We start from the raw sequence: 24,142 nt of genomic DNA on the forward strand, positions 1-24,142 counted from the left end.
TTCTATGTCACCGGCAAGCGCTTGTCCACCGAGGACTCAGCCGACGCAGCGCGCGTATCCCTCGGTCGCCTTGCGGTAGTTGGTGTATCCGTCGTCGTAGTTCAGCGCCCACCGTTTCGTCGGGTCCGGCGCGGCCTCGGTGGACGTCCAGTACCACCCGTTCTTGACGGTCGACGGGAATGCGTCGATGTCGATGGCCGGGGCGACCCGGGTCTCGTCCACGGTGGTCGAGAGTTCCCGCAGAGTGGGCAGCCGCATCCCGAGATCGGCACAGTGCGCATCCGCCGCGGCCGCCGTCATGGTCGCGGACTGGCCCCGCTGCCACGTCAGCCCGGTCGCCGGATCACTCACCTCAGAGCCGGAAATTTCGTACTTCGGCCGCCCGGCGCCGTCGCCCGACCGCACGCACCGCACCTGATACGCCCCCGACTGGTACGCCCCGTTCGACGCCAGCCCCTCGTAGAAGTTGATGATCCAGGCCCGCAACGGCTCCTTCGTCACGGCCCACGGCGAGGACGTCCAGAAGAACTGCGCCGGCGTGCCCGGGAACGCCGACCTGTCGATCGCCGGCCCGGACCGCGACGCGTCGATGATCGAGGTCAGCTCGATCCGGCTGGGCAGATGCCACCCGTCCCCGTCGAGATCGAGCCCGGCGCAGTAGCTCTTCGCGTCGGTGAACGTGTGCGTCGACGGCGCCACCGCCTTCTGCCACACCAGGCAGGTCGACTCGTCCCGCACCGTCCCGTTCCCCAGATCGGTGTATTTCGGCGACGCCACCATCGGCCAGCTCGCCCAGATCGAGTCGAGCCCTGCCCCGCAACCGGCCGCGGCCACCTTGTTGACCTTCTTCGCCGTCTTCGAAGGGCTCGGCTTCGCCTTCGCCGGCACACTCGAGGCCAGGACGGACGGCGACGGCGCCGCGGTGGTCACCGGGACGGAGCTGGGCGCGGCCACGATCTGGGCGGTCGGCTTCGGCTTCCCGGCCGGCATTTGGGAGTACGCCATGGCGCCGCCCACAACCACAACAGCGGCCGCGGCCGCCGCGACGGAGAAAACCCTCGGCCGAACCAGTCTGACGAGCGACAAGCCCCCAGCCGTCTTCGTTGCGGCGGCCGCCACCCCGGCCGGGACCGGCACCAGGGCGCAGCCCGCAAGCAGCCGCTCCACCGCGACCTGCCCGCGCGCCTGGGCGAGACAGACCGGGCAGTCCCGCACGTGCCGGTCGATCCGCTTACGCCAGAGCGGCCCCGGCCGCCCGTCCCAGCCGGCGGCGGCCTCGGCCAGCCCGGCGCACCGTGGCTGCGCGGCGAGGGCGGCCACGATCGCCCGGCCGCGGTCGAGCTGCGCGCGCATCCGCTGCACCCGCACCGCCGCGTAGGCCGGGGTGGTGCCGAGCGCCGCCGCGCTCTCGGCCCGGGCGAGCTCCCCGGCCGCCTCCTGCCACCACAGCGCGAGAACCGTGCGGTCCTCCTCGTCGAGCCACCGGGCCGCCTCGGCGACCTGCCGCCGCTCGCCGGAGAGCCGCAGCCGCAGAATGGCCAGCTCCTCGAAGTCGGCACCGGCCTCCGGCACCTGGTCGAGCCCGGCCTCGCCGGACGCTAGCTCCTGGTGGCTGCTGATCTGGTGCATCGCGATGGTCAGCGCCCACGACCGCACGCTTTCCGGCTGCCGCAGCGAGCCGAGATCGCGCACCACCCGCAGCATCGTCTCCTGCACGACGTCCTCGACGTCCGGGTGACCGCCGAGCGCACGCCCGGCCACGTTGTAGATCAGCGGCAGGAGAGCGCGGACGAGTTGCTCGCGGGCCCGCCGGTCACCGCGCTGGGCCGCGACGACCACATCCCGTTCCCGCATTTGTCTCTCCCCTTGACGCCAGTTCAGCTGTTTCCGCGCAGCGAGGCTAAATTGTTTTCCGGCCGCCTGTCAAACAACGGCCGAATGGACGGCGCACACATATCACTTTTCCCGCATCGGCTTCGTCACAAGTGCCCGGACCAGGGTTTTCGGGGAGATGGCGGGAGTGGTGGGCGTACAAAACAGTTATGGTTTTCTTAAGACCTTGGTGAATTCGGTAATGCCGCGTGCGAAAGGCTATTGACGCGCGGCAGCCGGTCTTGGGCCTAGGCTTGGCGGCATGGAGCTGTTCAGCGAGGAGCGGTCGGCCGAGGTGGTCGCCGAAAGCTTCGGGCAGACGGCCGACCCGCGGCTGCGTCAGGTGATGACGTCGCTGGTCCGGCACCTGCACGAGTTCGTGAAGGACGTCGAGCTGACCGAGGCCGAGTGGGCGGTCGCGATCGACTTCCTCACCCGCACCGGGCAGAAGTGCGACGCGACGCGGCAGGAGTTCATCCTGCTCTCCGACGTGCTGGGCGTGTCGATGCTGGTCGAGACGATCAACCACCGCAGCGGCGGCGGCTCGACCGAGTCGACCGTGCTGGGCCCCTTCCATGTGGTCGAGTCGCCGCCGCGCTCGCTCGGCGACGAGATCGCCCTCGACGACAAGGGCACGCCGTGCCTGGTGTCCGGGCAGGTCACCGGCCCTTCGGGCGATCCTGTTCCGGGCGCGACGGTGGACGTGTGGCAGGCCAACGAGGACGGCTTCTACGACGTCCAGCAGCCCGGCATCCAGCCGCCGGGCAATTTGCGCGGCTTGTTCGAGACCGATGCTGATGGGCGGTTCTGGTTCCGCTCGGTGGTGCCGCGGTTCTACCCGATCCCCGACGACGGCCCGGTCGGCGAGCTGCTCGGCGCCACCGGCCGGCATCCCTACCGGCCTGCGCATCTGCACTTCATCGTGACCGCGCCCGGATTCCGCTCGGTGACCACGCACGTGTTCGTGGCCGACAGCCCATACCTCGATTCCGATGCCGTCTTCGGCGTCAAGGAGAGCCTGGTGCGCGACGTGCCGCTGGTCGACGACCCGGCCCGGGCCGCCACGCTCGGCCTGGGCAATCCGTTCCGCACGCTGACCTTCGACATCCGGTTGCTGAGCTCATGAACTTCACCTACGCGGCGCTGCCCATGCGGGTCGTCTTCGCGCCCGGCGCGCTGGCGAAGCTCCCGGCCGAGGTCGCCACCCTGGGCTTCCAGCGGGTGCTGGTGGTCTGCGGCCCGCGCCAGGAGGCCACCGCCAAGCAGGTCTTCGCCGCGCTCGGCGACCACGCGGTCGGCCTGCTGCCGGAGGCGAAGATGCACGTCCCGGCCGCGACCGCGGCCCGCGCCGTCGCCCTGGCCACCGAGCTCGGCGCGGACAGCTGCGTGGCGGTCGGCGGCGGCTCGTCGATCGGCCTCGGCAAGGCGATCGCCAAGGAGCTGGGCCTGCCGGTGGTGGCGGTGCCGACGACGTACGCGGGCTCGGAGATGACGCCGGTCTGGGGCCTGACCGCCGACGGGGTGAAGAACACCGGCCGCAACCCGCGGGTGCTCCCGGTAAGCGTCGTCTACGACCCGGAACTGACCGTGTCGATGCCGGCGTCGCTCTCGGTGACCAGCGGCTTCAACGCCATCGCGCACGCGGTCGAGGGCCTCTACGCGCCGGACGCCTCACCGATCGTCTCCCTGATGGCGGCCGAGGGCGCGCGGGCGCTGGTCACCGCCCTGCCGTCGGTGGCCGCCGACATCTCCGACATCTCCGCACGCAGCGACGCGCTCTACGGCGCCTGGCTGTGCGGCGCCGTCCTGGGCGCCACCACGATGGGCCTGCACCACAAGCTGTGCCACGCCCTCGGCGGCACGCTGGGCCTCCCGCACGCCGAGACGCACACCGTGGTGCTCCCGCACGTGCTGGCCTTCAACGCCCCGTTCGCCCCGGCCGCGACGGCCGCCCTGAGCCAGGCCTTCGACACCACCGACCCGGCCCGCTACCTGTGGGACCTGGCCGACAGCCTCGGCGCCCCGGGCTCCCTGTGCGAGCTGGGCATGGCGTTCTCCGACATCGACCGGATCGCCGACGTGGTGACCGCGAGCCCGTACGCCAACCCGCGCCCGGCCACCCGCGCGGAGATCGCGACCCTGCTCCGCGCGGCCTGGGAGGGCGCCCTCAGCTGACCGGCAGGTGCCGGCGCAGCGCGGCCGCGATGTCGGCCGCCGCAGCCAGCTGCTCCGGGGTCAGGGCGTCGACGAACAGCTCGCGCACGGCCCTCAGGTGCGGGACGGTGGCGGCCTGGAACGCCTGTGCGCCGGGCGGGGCCAGCACCACCTCGGCGCCCCGGCTGTCGGTGGCGCACTCCTCGCGGCGGATCAGGCCTCGGCGCTCCATCCGGCCGAGGTGGTGGGACAGCCGGCTGCGTTCCCAGCCGATCAGGGTGGCCAGCTCGGAGGAGCGCACCCGGTTCGCCGGAGCCTCGCTCAGGGCCAGCAGCACGGTGTAGTCGCCGGTCGACAGCCCGGTGTCGGCCTGCAGGCGGCCGGCGATCTGGTTGCGCAGCGCCTCGCCGGCCTCGATGAACTCACGCCAGACCCGCAGTTCCTCGCGTGACGGGAGCTTGGGCATAAAACCTCACCCCATCTAGTTGACGTGTCAATAGTACGACGCACTCACCGGAGGACGCACCATGACTGATCTCAGCTTCGGCCTCGACACCTTCGGCGACGTGCCGGTGGACGACGCCGGCCGGTCCCTCACCCACGCCGCCGCGATCCGGCAGGTCGTGGACGAGGCCGTGCTCGCCGACCAGCTCGGCGTCGACGTGATCGCGCTCGGCGAGCACCACCGCCCGGAATACTCGATCTCCACGCCGGAGACGGTGCTGGCCGGCATCGCCGGGCGGACCAGCCGCATCCGGCTCGCGTCCGGCGTGACCGTGCTCAGCTCCGACGACCCGGTCCGGGTGTTCCAGCGCTTCGCCACCGTCGACGCGCTGTCGAACGGCCGGGCCGAGGTGATCCTCGGGCGGGGCTCGTTCACCGAGTCGTTCCCGCTGTTCGGCTACGACATGGCCGACTACGACGTGCTGTTCGAGGAGAAGCTCGACCTGTTCGTGCGGCTGCTCGACGAGAAGCCGGTCACCTGGAGCGGCACCACCCGCCCCGCGCTGCAGGACGCCGACGTGTTCCCGAAGACCGAGTCCGGCCGGCTGCCCACCTGGGTCGGCGTCGGCGGCTCACCGCAGTCGGTGGTCCGCACCGCGAAGCACGGACTGCCGCTGATGCTCGCCATCATCGGCGGCGATCCGGCCCGGTTCGCGCCCTACGTCGATCTGTACCGCCGCGCCGCCGACCAGCTCGGCACCGTCGCTCACCCGGTCGGCATGCACTCGCCCGGCTTCATCGCCGACACCGACGAGGAGGCACGGGAGGTGTTCTATGCGCCGTACAAGGTGATGCGGGACCGGATCGGCGCGCTGCGCGGCTGGCCGCCGCTGCGCCGGGCCGAGTTCGAGGCCGAGGCGGAGCACGGTTCGCTGTACATCGGCTCGCCGGAGACCGTCGCCCGTAAGATCGCCCGCGCGGTCCAGGCCCTCGGCGTGGGCCGCTTCGACCTGATCTACAGCGCCGGCGCCCAGCCCGCCTCGGCGCGGCTGCGCGCCGTCGAGCTGTTCGGTGCGAAGGTCATCCCCATGGTCCACGACATCCTGGCAGGCTGAGCATGACCACCATCGGAATCCTGGGCGCGGGCAAGGTCGGCACCGTGCTGGCCCGGCTCGCGCTGAACGCCGGCTATCGGGTCCTGATCGCCGGCTCCGGCGCCCCGTCGAAGATCGCGCTGATCGCGAGCGTCCTCACCCCCGGTGCCGTCCCACTGGCGGCCGCCGACGTCGCCGCCCAGTCCGACATCGTCATCCTCGCGCTCCCGCTCGGGAAGTACCGCACGATCCCGGCCGAAGAACTGGACGGCAAGCTGGTCATCGACGCCATGAACTACTGGTGGGAGGTCGACGGCGTCCGCGACGACCTGACCAATTCGAGCGAACTGGTCCAGAAGTTCCTGCCGGCGTCGAACGTCGTCAAGGCGTTCAACCACATGGGCTACCACGACCTCGAGGAGGGCGCCCGCCCGGCCGGCGCCCCCGGCCGCAAGGCGATAGCGATCGCCGGCGACTCCCCCGCCGAGGTTGCCACCCTGGTCGACGCCCTGGGCTTCGACCCGGTGCTCGCCGGCCCCCTGGCCGACGGCATCCGCATGGAGCCCGGCACCCCGATCTTCGGCGCCAACACCGACGCCACCGAGGTCAGGACGATGCTGGACCGCGCCCACTCATGAGTCCAGGCGCTTCCGGAAGCCCGCCAGGAGCAGCGGGCCGAGGTGCGCGCGGGCCGTCTCCAGGAGCGTCTCGTGGCCGAACGAGACGTAGGCGCCCTCGGGGCTGACGACCAGGGTGCGGCCGGCGGCGCCGCTGAGCGCGCCGTCGACCTCCCATGGCGCCCGCCCGGTGAGCCGGACCAGTTCGTCGACGCCCACCGGCCGCTCGGCCGCCGCGACCAGTCCTAGGATCTCGCGTGCCAGCGCATCCCCGGCGAGCAAACGGTCCAGCTCCAACCGGGCGGACAACTGGCTCCCGCGGCCTATCCGGCGAGGGCTCGAGCGTTCGGAGCGGGCAGGTGCGCAGCGGATGGCCGGGCGGCACGTGAGCCGGCAGCCGCCAGCGGCTCGGCGAGCGCGGCGACCACGTCGGCCTCGTCGGGATGGGCGGCCAGGTAGACGACGCGGTCCATTCACACCATGGTGCCAGCTTCTACGGCTTGACGGAGATGGCCGAAGCCGGGCACACCGCGACCGCGTCCTCCACCACGCCCAGGAGCGCCGGCGGCGGGGCCGGGTCGAGCAGGATGACCACGCCGTCGGAGTCGCGCTGGTCGAAGACGTCCGGGGCGAGCATGGCGCACTGGCCGGCGCCGCAGCACAGGTCCTGGTCGACGGTGATCTCCACGGCCGTCACCACCGCACCGGAAGCTCGTCGAGGCCGCCGACCACCAGGCCCTCCCGGCGGCGCAGCTCGGCCGGCTCGACCGCAAGAGCAAGACCGGGCAGACGATCCAGCAGTACGCCGAGGACGGTCTGCAGCTCCACCCGGGCGAGCGCCTGCCCGAGACACGAGTGCGGGCCGGCGCCGAAAGCCAGGTGCGGATTGGGCCGGCGGTCGAGCACCATGTCGCCGGCGTCGGCGAACGCGCAGGTGTCCCGGTTGGCCGAAGCCAGGTTGGTGATCACGGTGGTGCCGGCCGGCAGCGTCTCGCCGGCCACCTCGACCGGCTCGCTGAGGTAGCGCGGGATGCCGAAGCCGGGGTTGGCGTCGAAGCGCAGCGACTCCTCCACCGCCGACGGGATCAGGCCGCGCTCGTCGAGCAGGCGCTCCCAGCGGGCCCGGTCGGACAGCAGCATCGCGACCATCTTGCCGATCATGTTGGCGGTGGTCTCGTGGCCGGCGACCAGCAGGCCCTGCCCGGTCATGATCAGCTCAGGCTCGCTGAGCCGGCCGTCCTGCGCGTCGGCGATCGTGGCGAGCTCGCTGAGCAGGTCGTCGCCCGGCTTCTCCCGCTTGGTGCGCACGTGGTTGGCCATGAACTCGTGGAAGTCGCGACGGGCAATGTCCAGCTCGGCCTGGGAGTAGCGGGTCAGGTTGAGCATCGCGTCGGACCAGTGGGCGAACCGGTCGCGGTAGTCGGCGGGCACGCCGAGCAGCTCGCAGATGACGAAGACCGGCAGCGGGAAGCCGAACGCGGCGCCGAGGTTCGCGGGCGCGCCCGCCGCCTCCATCTCGTCGATCAGCTCGTGGGCGATCTCCTCGATGCGCGGGCGCAGCGCGTTGACCCGCTTGGCGGTGAACGAGCGGCTCATCATCCGCCGCCACCGCACGTGCCCCTCGCCGCTGGTCATGCCGGCCGCCGCGCCGCCCTCGTTGAAGACGCCACCGCTCTCCGAGTCGGCGATGCGGGCCGCGTCGGGCTGGGTCAGGTTGTGGGTGAAGCGCGGGTCGGCGAGCATGGCGCGCACGTCGTCGTAGCGGGTGAGCAGCAGCGCCTCGTCTCCGCTGGCCATCCGGATGCGGGAAACCGGGCACCCGTCGCGCAGCGTGGCCCACTCGTCGGGCGGCTCGAGGGCGGCAGGCTGGGAAAACGGGTAGTCCGCGACGGCCATGGCGAGTTCCTCCCACGATCAAGACAGTGACAGTCCTCAATGGAAGCTAGGCCAGATGAATGATCGAAAGCAACTCTTTCGGCTGGATCATTTCGGAATTGCCGCCCACCGGCCACCAAAAGCAATTTTGTGTCGGTAGTCAATTGGCCGCTGCCCTGGCATAGTCCGGAATGGACGGGGAGGGCGTACCGAATGGATCTCAAAAAGGTTTTGATCGCGGCGTTGCTCGTTTTTCTGCCGGCCGCGCCGGCGCAGGCCTCGGCCAGCAAACCGGTGCAGGTCACGTTCACGTTCGACGACGGCGTCGCCGATCAACTGCAGGGCAAACAGCTGCTTGAGAAGTACGGGATGACCGGCACGTTCTACATCAACTCGGCGCTGATCGGCCTGCCCGGATACATGACCCGCACCGATCTCGACGCGTTGAAGGCGGCCGGTCACGAGATCGGCGGACATACCGCGACACATCAGAACCTGCCGACCCTTTCCGCCGCCGAACAGAATCGCCAGATCTGTCTGGACCGCAATACTCTGCTGTCCTGGGGATATGCGGTCACGTCGTTCGCCTATCCATTTGTTGAATTCGATGCCACGACGAAGTCGATCGTGCAGAGCTGCGGCTACAACTCCGCCCGCGTGGCCGGCGACCTGCGATCACCGTTCAGTTGTGCGGACTGCCCGGCCGCGGAGACCGTGCCGCCGGCCGACCGGTGGGCGATTCGCACGCCGGACGACATCGAGAGCAACTGGACCCTCGCGAACCTCAAGAGCGTCGTCACCCGGGCCGAGACCGGCGGCGGCTGGGTGCCGCTCAACCTGCACCACCTGTGCGCCGGCAGCGGCTGCCCGGCCGAGTCGATCGCCCCGGCCGTCCTCGACCAGTTCCTGGCGTGGCTCCAGCCGCGGTCGGCGCCGACCATCCGCACCACCGTGCGAACGGTGCAGCAGGTGCTCGGCGGCGCGGTCAAACCCGCGGTCACGCCGACCGCCGCTCCGGCCCCGGGCGCGCCCGGGGTGAACACGGTGCGCAACCCGTCGTTCGAGACGGCCGCCGCCGCGGTCCCGGACTGCTACACGTCGGCCGGCTACGGCACCAACATCGTCAGCACCACCCGGGTCAACGACGCCCACTCCGGAACCTGGGCGGAGCGAGTCTCGATGACCAGCCGGACCGACGGCGATGCCAAGCTCGTCCCGACCTTCGACCTCGGACAGTGTTCCTCGCAGGTGGCGCCGGGCCGGACATACCAGGTCAGCGCCTGGTACAAATCGACCGCCCCGGTCTTCTTCACGCTGTACCAACGCAATGCGATCGGGCAGTGGAGCTACTGGACGCAGAGCCCGCGGCTGGCCGCCGCCGGCGCCTGGACGAAAGCGACCTGGCTCAGCCCCGTGCCGCCCGGCACCGCCGTGGCAGCAAGCTTCGGGCTGACCATCGACAGCGTCGGCACCCTTACCGTGGACGACTACGGCTTCGCCGACACCACCGCCGCACCCGCGCCGGTCGGCGTGAACGCCCTGGTCAACCCGTCCCTCGAGGCGGCCGGCGCGGACGGTTTCCCGCAGTGCTGGACCGGCGCGGGCTACGGCGTCAACACTCCGGTGTGGACCCGGGTCACCGACGCGTTCACCGGCACCTACGCCGAACGCCTCGAGCTGACCAGCCGCACCGACGGGGACGCCAAGCTGATCCCCGGCTGGGACTCGGGCAACTGCGCCCCGCTCGTGCTGACCGGCCACACGTACACCCTGAGCGTCGCCTACAAGTCCAGCGCACCCACGTTCCTCACCCTCTACCGCCAGGACGCCGCCGGCACCTGGTCGTGGTGGACGCAGAGCCCACCGTTCGCCACCTCCGCCGCCTACACGACCGCCACCTGGGCATCACCGGCCGTGCCGGCCGGCACCAAGGCGGTCACGTTCGGCCTGACCCTCGACAGCGTCGGCCAACTGACCACGGACAACTACGCGATGGTCGCCAACTGACGACGCCTCCGTGTCGGGTAGCCGACACTCGGAGTGTTCATCTGATCACCGGGCGCATCCGTATCCCGTCGCAGCGGACTGCTGCGTCGAGTGCGAGGAACTCATGGCGACGGACGAGGGCAATGGCTGGAGCCGGGGCAACAAGATCGCAGCGTGGTCACTCGCCGGCACCATGGCCGCAGCCCTGTTCGCCGTCATCCAGATCGGCCAGGGCGCCGATTGGTTCTGCGACACGTCCCTGGGTAAAGATTGCAAGATCACCGCCGAGCCGACCGAGCCGGACGACCGCGGGACGACCCCGCCGACCAGGAATCCGACCCGGCCGCCGACCGACCCGACGCCCGAGTCGACCGGGGACGACAAACCCGTCGCCCGGGTCGTGTGGAACGGGAAGGTGCTGATCCACAAGGCCGCCGGCATCGAGCTGGACACCGCGCCGCCGAGCCAGGCGACCGGTCCGGCCGGCACCATCGACTCGGCGGACGTCCTGCTCGACAACAGCCGCTACGGGACGAGGTACCGGCTGACCGCGATGTCCGGGGCGCGTTTCGCGGACGTGTCCGCGGACGGCACCACCGATGCGTACTCCTGTCTGGATTCGCTGCAGACCGTGCCGGTCGCCGACGCCCCGGCCGAGGTGGGCACCAAGCTCTGCGTCCGCACCGGCGTGGGCAACGTGATGATGGTGCGGGTGACCGGCGACGCCGACGACGGGCTTTACCTGGCCGTCACCCAGTGGCACTAGAGCTGCTTATTGAAGATCAGGAAGTCGCACGGGGTGGCCAGCCGTGGGGCCAGCGCCGGGAAGGACTCGGTCAGGTCGGTCACCCGCACGACCTGGTAGCCGGAGCGGGTGTACCAGGTGTGCAGGAACTCCTTGACCGGGTGCTTCCAGGTCTTCGGGACCAAGAGTTCCAGCTGCATGGTGCGCAGACCCTGCGCCTGGGCCCAGCTCTCGGCGTACGCAAGAAGGTCTCGTCCGATGCCGGCGCCGCGCCGCTTCGGGTGGGCCGCCAGCATGCCGACCTCGCCCTCGCCGGACGGCAGGCGCTGCACCCGGGCCGCGCCGACGATCTCGCCGTCCAGATGGGTGATCAGCAGTTCGCCGGCCGCGATGAACGAGGCGATCTCCGCGGGACCGGTGCGCGAGACCTCGCCGGCCCACAACCCCTCCTCGCCGGTCGTGTAGACCTCGTTGACCAGGTCGGCAACGGCGGGAGCGACGTCCGGGCCGGCGGCGATGGAGATCATGTCTTTCCTGACTTGAGGAGGATCGGCAGGTCGGCGGCGGTCGGGGGTGGGGCCGGCAACGGCGGGCGGTCGGTGGCGCGCAGGCCGTCCAGCAGCAGGCCGAGGTAGCGGCGCCACAGGTCGGGCGACAGTTGCCGGCTCATGGTGAATGCCGGGCCGAGCAGCGCGAAGATCGCGGCGAGGTCCTGCGGGGTGGCGTCGGCGCGGACGACCCCGGCGGTGTGGGCGCGGTCGAACAGCTCGGTGACCGCGACGATGATCTCCGGCCAGATGCGGGCCTGGGTCTCGTCGTCGCCGCGCCCGGTCAGCGCCTCGTAGAGGCCCCGGTCGCGGGCCTGGCGGGCCGCGTTGGCCTCGAAGAACGCGACCAGCGCCGCCCACGGATCGTCGATGGTGAGCGCGTGCCGGGCGTCGACGGCGATCTGCTCGGTCGCGCCGGCCAGCACTTCCGCGGCGATCGCCTGCTTGTTCGGGAAGTGCCGGTAGGCGGTGCCGGTGCCGAGGCCGGCATGCCGGGCGATGTCGTCGAGGGTGGCGCCGAAGCCGCGCTCGGCGAAGACCTCGCGGGCGGCCTCGACCAGGCGGGCGCGGTTGCGGGCCGAATCCTTGCGCACGCTCATGACCAGGCCTTGAAAAGGCGGGCCGAACCGCTGCGAGCGCTCATGACCGGGCCATCTTATCGGTCACCCCCTCGGCGAGCAGGCTGCGGGCGCAGTCGACCACGGTTTCCGCGGCCGGGCGGGGCTGCCAGCCGAGGATCCGCTCGGCCTTCGCGGTGCTGTGCCGGTTGCGGCGGCCCAGTGAGACGGTGATGGCACGCAACGACGGGTCGAAGAGAGCGAGAACGCGTACCAGAAAATCGGGAAGCCGGCGCGTGGGCACCTTGCGTGCCGCATCGCCGAGGCCGGTGCGCAGCGCCTGGGCGATCTCGCTCATCCAGATGAACTCGCCGGTGCCGAGGAACCGCTCGCCCGCCGCCGCCGGCGTGGTCATCGCCCGGACGTGCAGGTCGGCGAGGTCGCGCACGTCGACGACCTCGAGCCCGATGCGGGGTGTGCCGGGCACGGCGCCGGTCAGCATCCGCCGGACGATCTCCACCGAGCCGACGTTGTCGCTGTTCAGCAGGGGGCCGAGGACGGCGCCGGGCAGGATCGTGGTCAGCTCGGCCGGGCCGTCGTAGCCGGCCATGAAATCCCAGGCCGCTTTCTCGGCGACGGTCTTCGACCGGCGGTACGGGATAAGCGTGGGGTCGTCCGGGTCGGTCCACAGGGTCTCGTCGGTGACGCCCTCCTCGGCGTACGACGAAGGGCTGGCCGCGTTGGCGGCCGAGGTCATCACGATGCGCCGCACGCCCGCGGCGGTGGCCGCGCGCAGCACCCGCAGCGTGCCGTCGCGAGCCGGCGTGATGAGGTCGCCCGTGCCGCCGAGCGGCGAGGCCACGTGCAGCACGTAGTCCATGCCGGCGACGGCGGCGTCCCACCCGTCGTCCTTGGTGAGGTCGGCGACCACGAACGTGAGTCGCTTCCCGCCGCCGATCGCCTCCTGCACTTTGTTCGCTTTGTCGAGGCTGCGCACCGTGGCCCGCACCTCGTGCCCGCGCCGCAGCAGTTCGACGATGACCCAGCCGGCCACGTAGCCGGTGGCGCCTGTCACGAGAACCTTCATCGCTCCTCCTCTAATCGGAGATTTGGTCTCCGTTTCGAGAATAGCAAGAAGCGGAGATTACTTCTCCGTCTAGGCTCGTGATCAGGACCACGGCGCAGAACGTGCAAATGCGAATCGGGTCGGTCGCCGGGCTGCTCCGGCGGAGCCGCAGCGCGTGACTCAGCACGCGCTGCCGGTCAGGGCGCCCCGCTGCATGGTGACGTCCTGGCCGGTCAGCCGGATCCGCAGGCCGTCCGGCAACACCTCGACACCGCCGTAGGTCAGGCCCTCCGGGAGCTTCTGCAGGGCGTAGGTAGTCTCCTGCGGCGCCACCTCGGCGAGCACGTTCACCGCCGGGAAGCGGACGCCGAACATCTCGATCTGGTCCGGCGAGATGTCCAGGGCGCTGTCCTTGATGACCGGCTTGCCGTACAGCACGACCGGGGTGTCCTCGCCGGAGCCGCCGGTCGCGGTGGCCGTCAGCAGGCCGCCCTCCGCGCCGAACACGGTCGGGTTGCCCGGCGGCTGCTTCAGCACCGAGAACGGCTGGGTCGTGACGCCACCGACGACCACCTTGATGCCCTCCGGGTCGACGCTGACCGACCGGTAGGTGACGCCGGACGGCAGGGCCGGCAGCGACTGCTTCAGGTCGTCGGCGTTGATCTGGCTCAGCACCAGCTTTCCGATCGCGTCGGTCGGCTGGTGGTCGCCGCCGAAGATGTGCACCACCTTCGGCACGAGCGTCAGCGCACCGGCGCCGAGCACCGGCTGCGTGTGGATGGTGAGCGGGACCCCGATCGCGGTGGTGTTGATGCCGAGCAGACCATTCGCTGCCGAGTACGACACCGTCCGACCGCCGACGTCGGTGGGCAGCGTGTCGAGGCCGTTGACCGACACACCGCCGATCTCGATGTGCACGCCGTCCGGCTTCGGCGTGATCGACTTGTAGGCGATACCGGCCGGCAGAGCGGGCAACTGCTGACTGCGTACGCCTCCGGCCAGGTCTCCCACCTGGCCGGCCGGGATGGTCTTGCCGAAGATCTCCAGCCGTTGCGGCACCGACTGCGCGGTCTGGCCGCGCAGCCGCATCTTCATGAGCAGCTTGGCCTTGACGTTGTCGGCCGACGACGCCGGCATCACCACGTCGACGGATAGGCCGCCGTCGCCCGCCTTGTGGAAGGTCCGTTTCGGGGTGCCCTTCGGCGTCGGCAGGAAGCCGAAGTTGACCGTGATGGTGGCGTCGAAGCTGCCCACGTGGGTGCCGCCGGCCGGCTGGGTGACGTCACGCATGGTGGCGACGAAGCGGGCGTGCGGCACGCCGCTGAGCGTCGCGTCCGGCACGGTCAGGGTCACCTCGTTCAGGTGTTTGTGCAGCGCCTGCGGCACCAGCGGCCCGCCGCCGACGGTGACCTCGGTGCGCACGGCGGCCGCGCCCGGGCACGACACCTGGCTGCTCACCTGCTCGATGATCTGGCCACGGAAATAACTGTCGAGGAACGGCACGGGCAGCGCGTACGCGATCATCGCGAGCGCCACGACCAGCACCAGACCGCTGGCCAGCCAGGCGACCCACTTGTACCGCATACCGCGCGCGAGGTGCAGGGGACGATGCGTCTCGGTCCGCGTCTCCGGCTCCACCATGGTCATGTAGACACCCCCTCGGCGTTGTTTACGTGCCGGTAACCTGTCGCGGTTCATCGATTTTTATGTCTCACCCCCTCACTAACCTTGGCGATGAGTTTTGCGGGTGCCGGTGGTCAGTACTCATGAGGAGGTGGCGTAGTGGACAGCGAGTTCGTGGAGCAGGCCGATCCGTACCGGCGGGAGCTCCTGGCGCACTGTTACCGCATGCTCGGCTCGGTCTACGACGCCGAGGACCTGGTGCAGGAGACCTACGTGCGGGCCTGGCGGTCGTTCGACCGTTTCGAGGGCCGCTCGTCGATGCGCACCTGGTTGCACCGCATCGCCACCAACGCCTGCCTCAACGCCCTGGAGTCCCGCGGCCGCCGCCCGCTGCCGATGGGCCTGGGCGCGCCGAGTTCCGACCCGGCCGACGACCTGATCGAAAAGCGCGAGGTGCGGTGGCTGGAACCGATGCCCGACGCCCTGCTCGACCCGGCCACGGTGGTGACCGGCCGGGAGAGCATCCGGCTGGCCATGGTGGCCGCCATGCAGTTCCTGCCGCCCCGCCAGCGCGCCGTGCTGATCCTGCGCGACGTGCTGCAGTGGCCGGCCGCCGAGGTCGCGCCGATGCTCGACATGACGGTCGCCTCGGTGAACAGCGCCCTGCAACGGGCCCGCGCCCAGTTGTCGCAGGTCACCGTCGATCTCGATGAGGTCGCCGAGCCCGACTCCGCCGTGCAGAAGGGCCTTCTGGACCGGTTCGTCGCCGCGTTCGAGGCCAAGGACACCGCGGCGATGGTCGACATCTTCACCAAGGACGCGGTCTGGGAGATGCCCCCGTTCACGGGGTGGTACAAGGGGCCGGACACCATCGCCCGGCTGGTCGACACGCAGTGCCCGGCCCAGGGTCCCGGCGACATGAAACTGGTTCCGACCAGGGCGAACGGCCAGCACGCGTTCGGCCTCTACCTCCGCAACGGCGACGTCTACGAGCCGTTCCAGCTGCCGGTGCTCGCCCTGGCCGCCGACGGCGTCAGCCACGTGTCGAGCTTCTTCGACCTGCGCCTGTTCCGCACGTTCGGCCTGCCCGATTCGCTGCCGGTCACCTGATGGATGTGGCGCTGCGGGCCGGGGTGGCCGTGCTGGAGCGAGCAGTGGCGTACTGCTTGGGCAGCCTTTCCCTGGTCACGCCGGCGCTGCTGACGTCGCCCACGCCGTGCGGCCGGTGGGACCTGCGGGCCTTGCTGACGCATCTGATCGACTCGATGGCGGCCCTGCGGGAGGCCGCCGAGACCGGCCGGGTCACCCTCACCGCGCCGCCGCCGGCCGCCGGGGTGATCCCGCTGGCGCGGGACCAGGCGGTGCTCCTTCTGGGCGCGTGGGTGTCGGCTCGAGACAATTCGGCAGTACGCGTCGAGCACGCCGCCCTGAGCGCGCCTCTGATCGCCGGCGCCGGCGCCATCGAGCTCACCGCCCACGGCTGGGACATCGCCCACGCCTGCGGCCGACCCCGCCCGATCCCACCCGACCTGGCCGACGAGCTCCTCGACCTGGCCGTGGTGCTGATCCACCCGGCCGACCGCCCGGGCCGGTTCGCCCGCCCGCTCCCCCCATCGCCGGGCGCGGCACCGGGCGACCGCCTCCTGGCCTTCCTCGGCCGGCCGCTCAGTTAGCGCCCAGATCAGTTAGCGCCCAGGGTGCTCGGTGAGAGGGTGTCGCGCTGCAGGACCTGGAGCAGCTCCTCGTAGGGGCCGATCAGGTAGGCCTGGTCGCCGGCGGCGAAGCGGGTGTCCCGGCGCGGCGGGTGTTCCAGGGCGCCGGCCGCGGCGGCCCGGCTGATCGCCACCACCCGGGTGCGGGCCGACAGGTCCTGCATGGCCAGGCCGTCCAGGCCGCCGCCGGGAGCGACCGTCAGCCGGCCCACCAGCATGAGTTGCGCGCCGACGTAGAACGTCGAGATGACGTCCAGGCCGAGGGCCGCCCCGACGAACCACGGTGCGGCCAGCGCCGCCGTCGACCGCGCCTGGCCCAGGCCGAAGTTGCGCTCGACCGTCGCGGCCAGGGTGCGGTCGAACAGGCGCAGCACCACCGGCACGTCGCCGCCCAACTGGTCGCGGATGGCCAGGCCGGTCTCCAGGTTGACCAGGTCGTCGCTGGTCAGCACGGCCACCGCGCGGGCGCTCGGCAACTGGGCACGATGCAGGGTCTGCGGCAGGGTGGCGTCGCCGAAGATGATCGGGACGCCGATCTCGCGCGCCTGCGCCGCGTACCGGCTGTTCTCGTCGCGTTCGATGACCACCACGTCAATGCCCATCGCCGCCAGGCGTTCCACCGCCCGCACCCCGACCGACCCCAGGCCGATGACGACGACATGGCCGCTGAGCTGCCGCAGCCGCCGGTTGCCGAGCGCTTCCTCGAGCCGGATGGTGACCAGCGTGTTGGTCAGCAGCGCGAAGAACGTGGTGGCCAGCAGCACGCCGCAGACCATCAGGGCGATGGCGAACATCCGCAGCCACGGTTGCTGGCTGCGGAAGTTGAAGTCGCCGAAGCCGACGGTGGCGATGGTCTCGACGGTGAAATAGGCGGCGTCCAGGACGGACATCCGGGTGCCGTCGGCCTCCTGGTAGTTCAGGCGCAGCACGACGATCGCGGCGGTCGCCAGCATCAGCAGACCGCCGAAGACGTACGCCAATCGGCGGTCGACCGCACCCAGCAATGACCGCGCCATCTGCCACCGGCTGCGCAGCCGGCCCGGCCGGTCGGGCGCCCGACGGCCGCCGGCCAGGCTGTGCAGGCCGGCCTCGGCCAGCTCGGCCACCGTGCCGAACAGCGTGACCAGGTCACCCGGCCGCACCCGGTGGTCGCGGCCGGGGCAGACCACCATGTCGCTGCCGTCGGCGCCGGTCACGGCGAGCGGGGCGAGGGACCCGAACCGGGTGCGCAGGCGGGCGTCGGCGTCCGCGATCACCCGCATCGCCACGAACGGATGGCCGTCCAGCGACAGGTCGTGCACGCCGGTGCGCAGGCACGACTCGACCAGCGACGGCGCGGACAGGCCGGCCACGTCGAGCACCGAGATCGACAGGGCGGACAGGGCCCGCCCGACGGCCGGGTTGCGCAGCTGCACGACAACCCGGATGTCGGGCCGGTTCTCCCTGGTCAGCAGGGCCGCCTCGATGGTGTGCAGGTCGTCGGCGAGCACACAGATGACGGCGGCCGCGGTGGCCAGGCCGGCCTCGTCGAGGGTCTCGATCAGGCGGGGGCTGCCGACCACGACCGGCACGCCCCAGCCGCGGGCCACCCGCACCAGCCGCGGGTCGGCGTCGTCCTCGACGACCACGACCTGCACGCCCGCGTGGTGGAGCTGTTCGACGGTGCGCAGTCCGACGTCGTCGAGCCCGCAGACGATGATGTGCCCGCGTCTCATCGGAGCAGGATCGACGCCAACCGTTTCGGCAGTGTTACGCGGCCGGCCCGTCGGATCAGTGGGTGATCCAGCCGCCGTCGATCACCAGCTCCTCGCCGGTGACGAACTTGGACTCGTCCGACGCCAGGTAGAGGTAGCCGTACGCGATGTCCATCGGCTCACCCGCGTGCGGCGCGAGCGGGGTGTTGCCGTTGTCGTACGCGGCCATCGCCGCACGCGACGTGATGCCGATCGCCTGGGCCATGCCGGTGAAGACGGCGCCCGGGTGCACCGAGTTGACCCGGATGTTGTCGGCCGCGAACCACTGCGCCGCGTGCTTGCTGAGCGACCGCACCGCCCCCTTGGACGCGCTGCAGGCCGCGCCGTGCCCGTCGGCCGCGCCGCCCATGATGCCGGCGATCGACGAGCAGTTGACGATCGAGCCACCGCCGCGGGCCTTCATCTGCGGGATGACCGCCTTCATGCCCAGCCACACCCCGGTGGTGTTGATCGCCATGACCCGGTCCCACTCGTCGAGCTCGGTCTCGAGGATGCCCTTGGCCAGGTGGATGCCGGCGTTGTTGACGAGGATGTCCACCCCGCCGTAGGCGCTGACGGCGGCCGCGACGACCTCGGCCCACGCGTCGGCGGAGGCCACGTCCAGCGGCACCGCGATGACGTCGCCGGCCAGCCCGGCAACCTCCTTCTCGAGCACGTCGGCAACCACGTCGGTGGCGACAACCTTCGCACCCTCCCGCGCGAACAGCTCAGCGGCGGCGAGACCCATACCGCTCGCGGCCCCGGTGATGATGGCGACCTTCCCGGCCAGGCGGCTCATGACGGCCTTCTTCCTCGACCCCGCGCCGCCACTCCGAGCGAAGCAGCACCGCAACGCGGCGATCCGACACCCAACGCTCGCAAACTCCACCGCCACCCACAGGAGCACTTAGGCACGTTCTCACCGACGACCGGCCCACCGGATTCACTCCAGGAAGCCTCATCACCCCGCCCGGCAACGGTCGCGCCGCCCCCGGCCACCGGGCAGGAGCCCAACCCTGAGCTCCCGTCCGGCCTGCTGACGCAAACACGTCCGACCATGCCGACGAGGCGCATTTGCCGTCGCCGCCAAACTGTTCTCTTTGCTCTCACAGGATCCCGCGCCGGAGACGAATATCCCCTTCCGTTCTTTCTTCGGGCGAATGATGCCTACCATTCCCCCGAACCGGCACCGACCTATTCTGTAGCGAACGTCGCCTGCCTTCCCCCATCGGCCGCTCATTTTCCGGAAATGCGCTGTCGACGGGTGCCGCCCGTGGGTGCCGGCCGCGGCATAATGTTGTCGCGGACAGGTGACGGCCGGGTGCACGCAATTCGCTATCGCCTGATGAGCGAACCCTGATGGGCGAACCCTGAGGTGACGACCGGGCCTCGGCTGTGTGATGGTCTCGCGCGGCCGATGCCGTTCGTCCGGCGCGGCTGATCCATGTCGGCCGGCAGCCTCTGCCCCGGCAGGAGGGTCCCACTCGGTCGGCACCATCGGCTTGGTCAATGACGTGCGCTCGGCGCGCGGGCTCGACCTGAAGCGGGGGCTCGACCTGAAGCGGGGGCCCAGCCTGCCGCGCGGGCCCAGCCTGCCGCGCGGGCCCAGCCTGCCGCGCGGGCCCAGCCTGCCGCGCGGGCCCAGCCTGCCGCGCGGGCCCAGCCGGAACAGCAGCTTGCGCCCGCGATGGGAACTCTGCCCGAGTTGCGGTTTCCGGCCGGCGCGCAGTCGCTGCCTGGCTGGCGAGGATCGATCGGGCGGGCGGTAGGTCACGCGCGTTCGAGCCATCATGGCCCGGCGCAGCCGGTGACGGCCGCCGCACGCAGGTCGCCTCGTCCGGCCAGATCAGCGGCGGCACAGCCTCGAAGTCATCGTGCAGACCCACCTCCGCACACCTGCCGGAGCAGCCGTGCAACCGGCACAACTTCAGCGCATGCCGCCGAACAAGCCCCCAATTCCGGCGACGCGCATGGTCGCGGCGGAACTCATCTTTCTCCGGCGAATAGTTACGCGCTTTCGTGCGATCCCGCATAGCAATGGTCGCCGGGCGGGTGAATAACTGCAATTGCTGGTACCGCATGGATACATTCTCCCGCGACCCGCATACCGCCCGCCAATTTACGATCATGCCAACCTCGGAAACCGATCCGGAGCCGGACAGCAATGAGAACAATCCCTCGCCGGATCGGACGAAATGCCTTATTCCTCGCCAGTGCCCGGCCCCGGCACTGTCGACCGGAAAGGCGGACCTGGGTGTGCCGGCCGCCAGCCGGACACCAACGCCTCGCGGATCTCGGCGGCCACCATGCTCGGCAGAACCGGCTCGCTCGACAAGCTCAGCCAGTTGCCAGGATGGGCGCAGGTCTGAGAGACCACCAATGGTGCGCCAGGGTTCGCCAGCTGTTCGACAACGAATCTCAGCGGCGACCAGCCATTGCCCTGACAGTAGGTGGGACGGCGCCGAACCAGCCAGCGATAGTGGACACCGTCGACAACGATGCGTCGGGAGCCCTTGCCAGGCAGCGTCATTTCGCATCCATCACTCGGCCGCGGGTGAAGGCTGATGGTAGCGAGCTGCGGCCGCCGGACGATCCGAATTACCGCTGACCAGGTGAGGATGGCCCATGCTCGTACAGTGCCGGGCTGGCTGCTCATGTTGTGCCGGGAACGGCCGGCACCGCCTGAGTGCGGTGCCGGCCGGGATTGACTCGCTTCGGGTCAGGAGGTCTGCGGCAGGATCTGCGCAGCCTCCCAGACGTTGCCCGCGGGATCGGCGAACGCGATCGTCCGGCGGCCCCATGGGCGGTCGATGGGGCCGTTGAGGATGGTCACCCCGTGCTGCTTCAGCTCCTCGTGCACGGCGTTGGCGTCCTCCACCGCGATGGTGAGCAACAGGCGCGCGCCGGCCTCCGCCCCGGCGACCGCCCGCGGCTCGACGAGCGTGTCCGCGCGATCGATCCGCAAGATGTTGATCATCATGTTCTCCAGCCGGACCACTGCCGAGGCCTCGTCCGCGTAGACGACCTCGAGCCCGAAGACGTTCTCGTAGAACGCCCGCGTGCCGGCGAGATCCTCCACGAAAATGGTGATGACCTCGACTTTGTTCAATCCTTTGATCACGTGCGACTCCCCTCGTTCGACGACTGATCACACAACCGGCAGCTCAATCCGGGGGCATCGACATGCACCCATGCCGGGCCAAGATCGTACAACGGCCGGACCGGCCCGAGCATGACTCGGCGTCGGCATCGGACAGAGGCGCTCACCCCCGGCGGCTCTACCTGGAACGCGCAGCGAGCGGCCGCCGGCTGTACCCGGAACGGGCAGCGAGCGCCCCGAAGACCATCGCCGCCACGACGCCGAGCAGCTGAATCGCTTGGCCCACCATCACCGTGCTGCCCGCGTCGCCCGTCAAGTTGTCCACTCCGGTCGGACTGATCAGGAAGCCGACCGTGATGAACGCGCCTAGCACCACGCCGACGATGGGCGCCCAGCGCCACGGCGCCAACGCCACGAAGACCGCTCCCACCAACAGGATCACGATGCCCGGCGGCACCGCGACCGGGAACTCGACGCCGCCGGCCCACAGCAGGCTGATCCCAACTGCCCCGATCACCAGACTCGCTACCGCAGCCGCCCGCAATACGCGTACCGATGCCATCGCTCCTCCAAGATTTGCCGCCGCTTCACGCACCATGGTCCGGCGCAGCGGCGGCCATCTCATCCGTCGCCGGGCGGCCCTACGCGTACGCAAACCGACGTACAGAGTCCACGCGGAGCTCCCCATCGGTCATCCGGCGGAGGAGGGCTCACCGTCCAGCGCCTCCGTGGTGGGCGTTGCGGGATCGGTCGTGCGGGTCAGGGCTTGCACGATCAGGGTGAGCGCGGCCGGGCGGGACTCCGCCGGCATCTGTGCCACCAGGCGCTCGGCGCTCAGGAACCGCTCCACCTCGAGCGGATGCGCGAAGAACGCGAGCACCTCGTGGGAGGAGGCGTTGGCGTTGCGCAGCACCGTGTTTCCGATGTATCCGGTCAGGGCCGCCCCGCCGGCCGCGATCACCGAGGCCGCGACGGCCGCGGCGGTGCTGTGCACGAACACCACTGTCCCGCCGACCAGCAGCAGGAAGAAGAAGCCGGCGAGCAGGGTGAAGATCGTGAGCTGACGCGACGACGAGGCATAACTCTGGGTCAGATGGTGGTAGGCGTTCAGGCGATCCCGATTCGCGAGCCACAACTGGTTGAGTTCCAGCGGGTTGCCCGCGTTGCTCGCCGGGGTCGCAGCGAGCTGTCCGAGGACGTAGACATTCTCGAACTGGCGTCGTCTCTCCGACAGCGAGTACCGGTAAATGGCGAACGAGATGACCGCAGCCACGAAGACAAGGATGGTGAAAACGCGCCACTCATCTAATCCGATTCCCATTCAGCCCGGTAACCCTGATCGTGCTGATTCACTTCGACGCCGATACCGCCCATCGCGGCATCGTCGATGGCACCTCTGCGGTTGTCAACCAACCACGTACCCCTCCGGGCGGACCCTGACCGGTGAGACAGAATTCGACGGCGTTCGTCGGCCGGCCACGGCTGAAGGCCTTTGATGATTCGCTGAGCCACGTCTGGCCGGCCCCGCACAGCCAGATCTATCCGGAGCTTGTCTCGGCTAGATCATGCGCAGGTGAAGTAGCGGTGCAGGAGGCGGCGCCATGGCTGGTCGGGCAGGCTTGGGTGGAGCAGGGCCATGCCGGCGCAGTACTTGCTGACGCTCAGCGGGTGGGCGCCCGCCCGGCGCAGCAGGTCGTCGGCGAGGCCGCGGCCGCGGGCGGATTTCGTCTCCACCAGCACCAGGCCCGGACGCAGGCCGGCCGCCGTCCCATCGGTGGTGGCGGCGAAGGTCACGTCGGTGTCGAGGGTGACCCGGCACGCGCCGGAGAGGGCCGCGAACGTGTGCCGATGCTGTCGAACCAGCAGCCGGGGCGCCAGTGCGGCGGGCGCGGTCAGGCCGTAACAGCCGGCCAGGACCTCGGTGAGAAAGCCGGCGGCCCGCTCGGACACGGTGCCGAACTCGTCCGCCGCGACGGTGATGGCGTGTTTGTCGGTGCTGCCGCGGCCGTCCTTGAGTTTGATCTCGAAGCGGCACAGTTCACCGCCGTACAACCGGGTGCGGATCTTGAATCTTCGCCGCCGGCCCTGGCGGTGATCGTGGAAGCAGGTGAGCGCCGGTGTGTCGAGGTAGCTGGTGCGGTAGTCGAAGGCGGTGCGGTCGTCGATGACCAACCGGCGATGGGTGGCGGCCAAGCGGTCGGCAATCCGGTCGAGCTGGTCGAGGTCGATCAGGTATTTCGTGTCCAGGCGGTGCTGCAAGGCCGCGGCGCTGTCCAGTTCGGCCAGGCCGATCGGGGCGGCGGCGGAAAGCCGGCGGCGGACTGCCTCCGTGTTCACGGCTCGGGGGTGGCCAGGGCGAAATCGGCGCGCGGGGCACCGTCCAGGCGCTTGTAGCGAACCGCGACCCGGGTGGTGTCCCGGACGTCGTCGATCTCCAGCACCTCCAGGTCCATCAGCGGGACCCCGAGCCGCTCCTCGGCGGCGCGCTGGAGGTCCTGCGAGTCCGGGTAGGCGCGGGAGAGCGTCAGCCGGGCGGTGTGCACCCGTGGGTGCAGGCCGGGGTGGTCGGCGAAGTACACGGCGACCAGCAGCACGGCAGACAGCACGACCGACAGGATCACGTCGCGCCCGGACAGTCCGTCGACGAGCGCGAGCACCAGGGCCAGGAAGAAGTAGCCGATCTCGGCGGTGGAGAACGTCTGGCTGCGCAGCCGGATGATGGACAGCACGCCGAACAGCCCGAAGCCGACCCCGGCCGGGAACATCCCGATCGTGATCATGGTGAGGGCGGCGAACAGGCCGACGTTGAAGCAGACGTAGACCATCAGCAGTTCCCGGCCGCTGTGCCGGCGTGCGTACAGCCCGGCGGTCAGCACCAGCAGCGACACCAGGTCGATGGCGGCGCGGGTCAGCAGATCAGGGATGTGCACCGAATCTGCCCCGGTCGCGGCGAACGAGAACAGGAGGGGCACTCGACGTACGCTAATGAACTCCGCCGGACCGGCCGGTGACAGTG

Annotated in this window: 25 protein-coding genes; 8 read left to right on the forward strand and 17 right to left on the reverse strand. The window is 70.4% G+C overall.

Translation table 11 applies throughout. The features are described 5' to 3' along the window. Positions 1 to 36: 36 nt before the first annotated feature. Positions 37 to 1,854 (reverse strand): sigma-70 family RNA polymerase sigma factor, encoded by a 1,818-nt coding sequence (locus tag AB0E90_RS25880; protein ID WP_360410661.1) that lies wholly within the window; start codon positions 1,852 to 1,854, stop codon positions 37 to 39. A 280-nt stretch (positions 1,855 to 2,134) separates the two neighbouring features. Here AB0E90_RS25880 and AB0E90_RS25885 point away from each other — a divergent pair, with 280 nt between their 5' ends. Both AB0E90_RS25885 and AB0E90_RS25890 read left to right on the forward strand, forming a co-directional pair. Beyond that, positions 2,135 to 2,998, forward strand: a complete 864-nt coding sequence (locus tag AB0E90_RS25885; protein ID WP_360410664.1) for an intradiol ring-cleavage dioxygenase — start codon at positions 2,135 to 2,137, stop codon at positions 2,996 to 2,998. Beyond that, a complete protein-coding gene (locus tag AB0E90_RS25890; RefSeq protein WP_360410667.1) occupies positions 2,995 to 4,047 on the forward strand; it encodes a maleylacetate reductase in 1,053 nt (350 codons plus the stop codon). Before AB0E90_RS25885 ends, AB0E90_RS25890 begins: the two co-directional genes overlap by 4 nt. Here the strand turns inward: AB0E90_RS25890 and AB0E90_RS25895 are convergent. Further along, complete coding sequence (locus tag AB0E90_RS25895; RefSeq protein ID WP_360410670.1) at positions 4,040 to 4,492, reverse strand: MarR family transcriptional regulator; 453 nt, start codon at positions 4,490 to 4,492, stop codon at positions 4,040 to 4,042. The genes AB0E90_RS25890 and AB0E90_RS25895 overlap by 8 nt on opposite strands. 61 nt (positions 4,493 to 4,553) lie before the next feature. Between AB0E90_RS25895 and AB0E90_RS25900 the strand changes: the two genes are divergently transcribed. Then, on the forward strand, positions 4,554 to 5,585 hold the full coding sequence (locus AB0E90_RS25900; RefSeq protein ID WP_360410673.1) for an LLM class flavin-dependent oxidoreductase: 1,032 nt from the start codon (positions 4,554 to 4,556) through the stop codon (positions 5,583 to 5,585). Positions 5,586 to 5,587: 2 nt separating this feature from the next. Beyond that, positions 5,588 to 6,202, forward strand: coding sequence for an NAD(P)-binding domain-containing protein (locus tag AB0E90_RS25905; RefSeq protein ID WP_360410676.1), 615 nt, complete (start codon positions 5,588 to 5,590; stop codon positions 6,200 to 6,202). Here AB0E90_RS25905 and AB0E90_RS25910 read toward each other — a convergent pair. Genes AB0E90_RS25910 through AB0E90_RS25925 form a run of 4 tightly spaced genes read right to left on the reverse strand, consistent with a single transcriptional unit; the run spans position 6,197 to position 8,077 of the window. Further along, positions 6,197 to 6,490 carry a hypothetical protein gene (locus tag AB0E90_RS25910; protein ID WP_360410679.1) on the reverse strand — a complete coding sequence of 98 codons (294 nt, stop codon included), beginning with the start codon at positions 6,488 to 6,490 and terminating at the stop codon, positions 6,197 to 6,199. The two genes, AB0E90_RS25905 and AB0E90_RS25910, sit on opposite strands and share 6 nt — an antisense overlap. A gap of 14 nt (positions 6,491 to 6,504) precedes the next feature. Further along, entirely contained in the window at positions 6,505 to 6,654 is a 150-nt protein-coding gene (locus AB0E90_RS25915; RefSeq protein WP_360410682.1) for a hypothetical protein, read from the reverse strand. Positions 6,655 to 6,674: 20 nt separating this feature from the next. Next, positions 6,675 to 6,869, reverse strand: coding sequence for a ferredoxin (locus AB0E90_RS25920; protein ID WP_360410685.1), 195 nt, complete (start codon positions 6,867 to 6,869; stop codon positions 6,675 to 6,677). Between the two features lie 5 nt (positions 6,870 to 6,874). Further along, positions 6,875 to 8,077, reverse strand: a complete 1,203-nt coding sequence (locus tag AB0E90_RS25925) for a cytochrome P450 (protein ID WP_360410688.1) — start codon at positions 8,075 to 8,077, stop codon at positions 6,875 to 6,877. Positions 8,078 to 8,269: 192 nt separating this feature from the next. On the opposite strand from AB0E90_RS25925, the gene AB0E90_RS25930 reads away from it, so the two are divergent. Both AB0E90_RS25930 and AB0E90_RS25935 read left to right on the forward strand, forming a co-directional pair. After that, positions 8,270 to 10,063 (forward strand): polysaccharide deacetylase family protein, encoded by a 1,794-nt coding sequence (locus tag AB0E90_RS25930; RefSeq protein WP_360410691.1) that lies wholly within the window; start codon positions 8,270 to 8,272, stop codon positions 10,061 to 10,063. 103 nt (positions 10,064 to 10,166) lie between these two features. Continuing rightward, a complete protein-coding gene (locus AB0E90_RS25935; protein WP_360410694.1) occupies positions 10,167 to 10,808 on the forward strand; it encodes a hypothetical protein in 642 nt (213 codons plus the stop codon). Here AB0E90_RS25935 and AB0E90_RS25940 read toward each other — a convergent pair. The 4 genes from AB0E90_RS25940 to AB0E90_RS25955 form a co-directional block, all read right to left on the reverse strand. Next, a complete protein-coding gene (locus tag AB0E90_RS25940) occupies positions 10,805 to 11,314 on the reverse strand; it encodes a GNAT family N-acetyltransferase (protein WP_360410697.1) in 510 nt (169 codons plus the stop codon). The two genes, AB0E90_RS25935 and AB0E90_RS25940, sit on opposite strands and share 4 nt — an antisense overlap. Next, a complete protein-coding gene (locus AB0E90_RS25945) occupies positions 11,311 to 11,934 on the reverse strand; it encodes a helix-turn-helix domain-containing protein (protein ID WP_360410700.1) in 624 nt (207 codons plus the stop codon). Before AB0E90_RS25945 ends, AB0E90_RS25940 begins: the two co-directional genes overlap by 4 nt. A gap of 40 nt (positions 11,935 to 11,974) precedes the next feature. Beyond that, positions 11,975 to 12,979 carry an NAD-dependent epimerase/dehydratase family protein gene (locus AB0E90_RS25950; protein WP_360410703.1) on the reverse strand — a complete coding sequence of 335 codons (1,005 nt, stop codon included), beginning with the start codon at positions 12,977 to 12,979 and terminating at the stop codon, positions 11,975 to 11,977. A gap of 159 nt (positions 12,980 to 13,138) precedes the next feature. After that, a complete protein-coding gene (locus AB0E90_RS25955; protein ID WP_360410706.1) occupies positions 13,139 to 14,605 on the reverse strand; it encodes an LmeA family phospholipid-binding protein in 1,467 nt (488 codons plus the stop codon). 135 nt (positions 14,606 to 14,740) lie between these two features. On the opposite strand from AB0E90_RS25955, the gene AB0E90_RS25960 reads away from it, so the two are divergent. Then, complete coding sequence (locus AB0E90_RS25960) at positions 14,741 to 15,691, forward strand: sigma-70 family RNA polymerase sigma factor (protein ID WP_360410709.1); 951 nt, start codon at positions 14,741 to 14,743, stop codon at positions 15,689 to 15,691. After that, complete coding sequence (locus AB0E90_RS25965; RefSeq protein WP_360410712.1) at positions 15,691 to 16,254, forward strand: TIGR03086 family metal-binding protein; 564 nt, start codon at positions 15,691 to 15,693, stop codon at positions 16,252 to 16,254. The genes AB0E90_RS25960 and AB0E90_RS25965 overlap by 1 nt, the downstream gene beginning before the upstream one ends. 8 nt (positions 16,255 to 16,262) lie before the next feature. On the opposite strand, the gene AB0E90_RS25970 is transcribed toward AB0E90_RS25965, so the two are convergent. The 7 genes from AB0E90_RS25970 to AB0E90_RS26000 all read right to left on the reverse strand — a co-directional run bounded on the left by AB0E90_RS25970 (position 16,263) and on the right by AB0E90_RS26000 (position 24,098). Then, positions 16,263 to 18,008 carry an NAD-binding protein gene (locus AB0E90_RS25970; protein ID WP_360410715.1) on the reverse strand — a complete coding sequence of 582 codons (1,746 nt, stop codon included), beginning with the start codon at positions 18,006 to 18,008 and terminating at the stop codon, positions 16,263 to 16,265. Between the two features lie 55 nt (positions 18,009 to 18,063). After that, positions 18,064 to 18,825 (reverse strand): glucose 1-dehydrogenase, encoded by a 762-nt coding sequence (locus tag AB0E90_RS25975; protein WP_360410718.1) that lies wholly within the window; start codon positions 18,823 to 18,825, stop codon positions 18,064 to 18,066. Positions 18,826 to 20,745: 1,920 nt separating this feature from the next. Then, entirely contained in the window at positions 20,746 to 21,147 is a 402-nt protein-coding gene (locus AB0E90_RS25980; protein WP_360410721.1) for a VOC family protein, read from the reverse strand. A gap of 157 nt (positions 21,148 to 21,304) precedes the next feature. Further along, entirely contained in the window at positions 21,305 to 21,643 is a 339-nt protein-coding gene (locus AB0E90_RS25985; RefSeq protein WP_360410724.1) for a hypothetical protein, read from the reverse strand. A gap of 174 nt (positions 21,644 to 21,817) precedes the next feature. Then, positions 21,818 to 22,399, reverse strand: coding sequence for a hypothetical protein (locus AB0E90_RS25990; RefSeq protein WP_360410727.1), 582 nt, complete (start codon positions 22,397 to 22,399; stop codon positions 21,818 to 21,820). 290 nt (positions 22,400 to 22,689) lie between these two features. Further along, on the reverse strand, positions 22,690 to 23,463 hold the full coding sequence (locus AB0E90_RS25995; protein ID WP_360410730.1) for a polyphosphate polymerase domain-containing protein: 774 nt from the start codon (positions 23,461 to 23,463) through the stop codon (positions 22,690 to 22,692). Next, positions 23,460 to 24,098 carry a DUF4956 domain-containing protein gene (locus AB0E90_RS26000; protein WP_360410733.1) on the reverse strand — a complete coding sequence of 213 codons (639 nt, stop codon included), beginning with the start codon at positions 24,096 to 24,098 and terminating at the stop codon, positions 23,460 to 23,462. The genes AB0E90_RS25995 and AB0E90_RS26000 overlap by 4 nt, the downstream gene beginning before the upstream one ends. Positions 24,099 to 24,142: the final 44 nt, after the last annotated feature.

The organism is Actinoplanes sp. NPDC026619 (assembly GCF_040638295.1).
GTDB lineage: Bacteria > Actinomycetota > Actinomycetes > Mycobacteriales > Micromonosporaceae > Actinoplanes.

Excerpts from the sequence above, each read along its gene's own strand:
- AB0E90_RS25880 (WP_360410661.1), bottom strand. The coding sequence starts at position 1,854 with ATGCGGGAACGGGATGTGGTCGTCGCGGCCCAGCGCGGTGACCGGCGG.
- AB0E90_RS25885 (WP_360410664.1), top strand. The coding sequence starts at position 2,135 with ATGGAGCTGTTCAGCGAGGAGCGGTCGGCCGAGGTGGTCGCCGAAAGC.
- AB0E90_RS25890 (WP_360410667.1), top strand. The coding sequence starts at position 2,995 with ATGAACTTCACCTACGCGGCGCTGCCCATGCGGGTCGTCTTCGCGCCC.
- AB0E90_RS25895 (WP_360410670.1), bottom strand. The coding sequence starts at position 4,492 with ATGCCCAAGCTCCCGTCACGCGAGGAACTGCGGGTCTGGCGTGAGTTC.
- AB0E90_RS25900 (WP_360410673.1), top strand. The coding sequence starts at position 4,554 with ATGACTGATCTCAGCTTCGGCCTCGACACCTTCGGCGACGTGCCGGTG.
- AB0E90_RS25905 (WP_360410676.1), top strand. The coding sequence starts at position 5,588 with ATGACCACCATCGGAATCCTGGGCGCGGGCAAGGTCGGCACCGTGCTG.
- AB0E90_RS25915 (WP_360410682.1), bottom strand. The coding sequence starts at position 6,654 with ATGGACCGCGTCGTCTACCTGGCCGCCCATCCCGACGAGGCCGACGTG.
- AB0E90_RS25925 (WP_360410688.1), bottom strand. The coding sequence starts at position 8,077 with ATGGCCGTCGCGGACTACCCGTTTTCCCAGCCTGCCGCCCTCGAGCCG.
- AB0E90_RS25930 (WP_360410691.1), top strand. The coding sequence starts at position 8,270 with ATGGATCTCAAAAAGGTTTTGATCGCGGCGTTGCTCGTTTTTCTGCCG.
- AB0E90_RS25935 (WP_360410694.1), top strand. The coding sequence starts at position 10,167 with ATGGCGACGGACGAGGGCAATGGCTGGAGCCGGGGCAACAAGATCGCA.
- AB0E90_RS25940 (WP_360410697.1), bottom strand. The coding sequence starts at position 11,314 with ATGATCTCCATCGCCGCCGGCCCGGACGTCGCTCCCGCCGTTGCCGAC.
- AB0E90_RS25945 (WP_360410700.1), bottom strand. The coding sequence starts at position 11,934 with ATGAGCGTGCGCAAGGATTCGGCCCGCAACCGCGCCCGCCTGGTCGAG.
- AB0E90_RS25950 (WP_360410703.1), bottom strand. The coding sequence starts at position 12,979 with ATGAAGGTTCTCGTGACAGGCGCCACCGGCTACGTGGCCGGCTGGGTC.
- AB0E90_RS25955 (WP_360410706.1), bottom strand. The coding sequence starts at position 14,605 with ATGACCATGGTGGAGCCGGAGACGCGGACCGAGACGCATCGTCCCCTG.
- AB0E90_RS25965 (WP_360410712.1), top strand. The coding sequence starts at position 15,691 with ATGGATGTGGCGCTGCGGGCCGGGGTGGCCGTGCTGGAGCGAGCAGTG.
- AB0E90_RS25970 (WP_360410715.1), bottom strand. The coding sequence starts at position 18,008 with ATGAGACGCGGGCACATCATCGTCTGCGGGCTCGACGACGTCGGACTG.
- AB0E90_RS25975 (WP_360410718.1), bottom strand. The coding sequence starts at position 18,825 with ATGAGCCGCCTGGCCGGGAAGGTCGCCATCATCACCGGGGCCGCGAGC.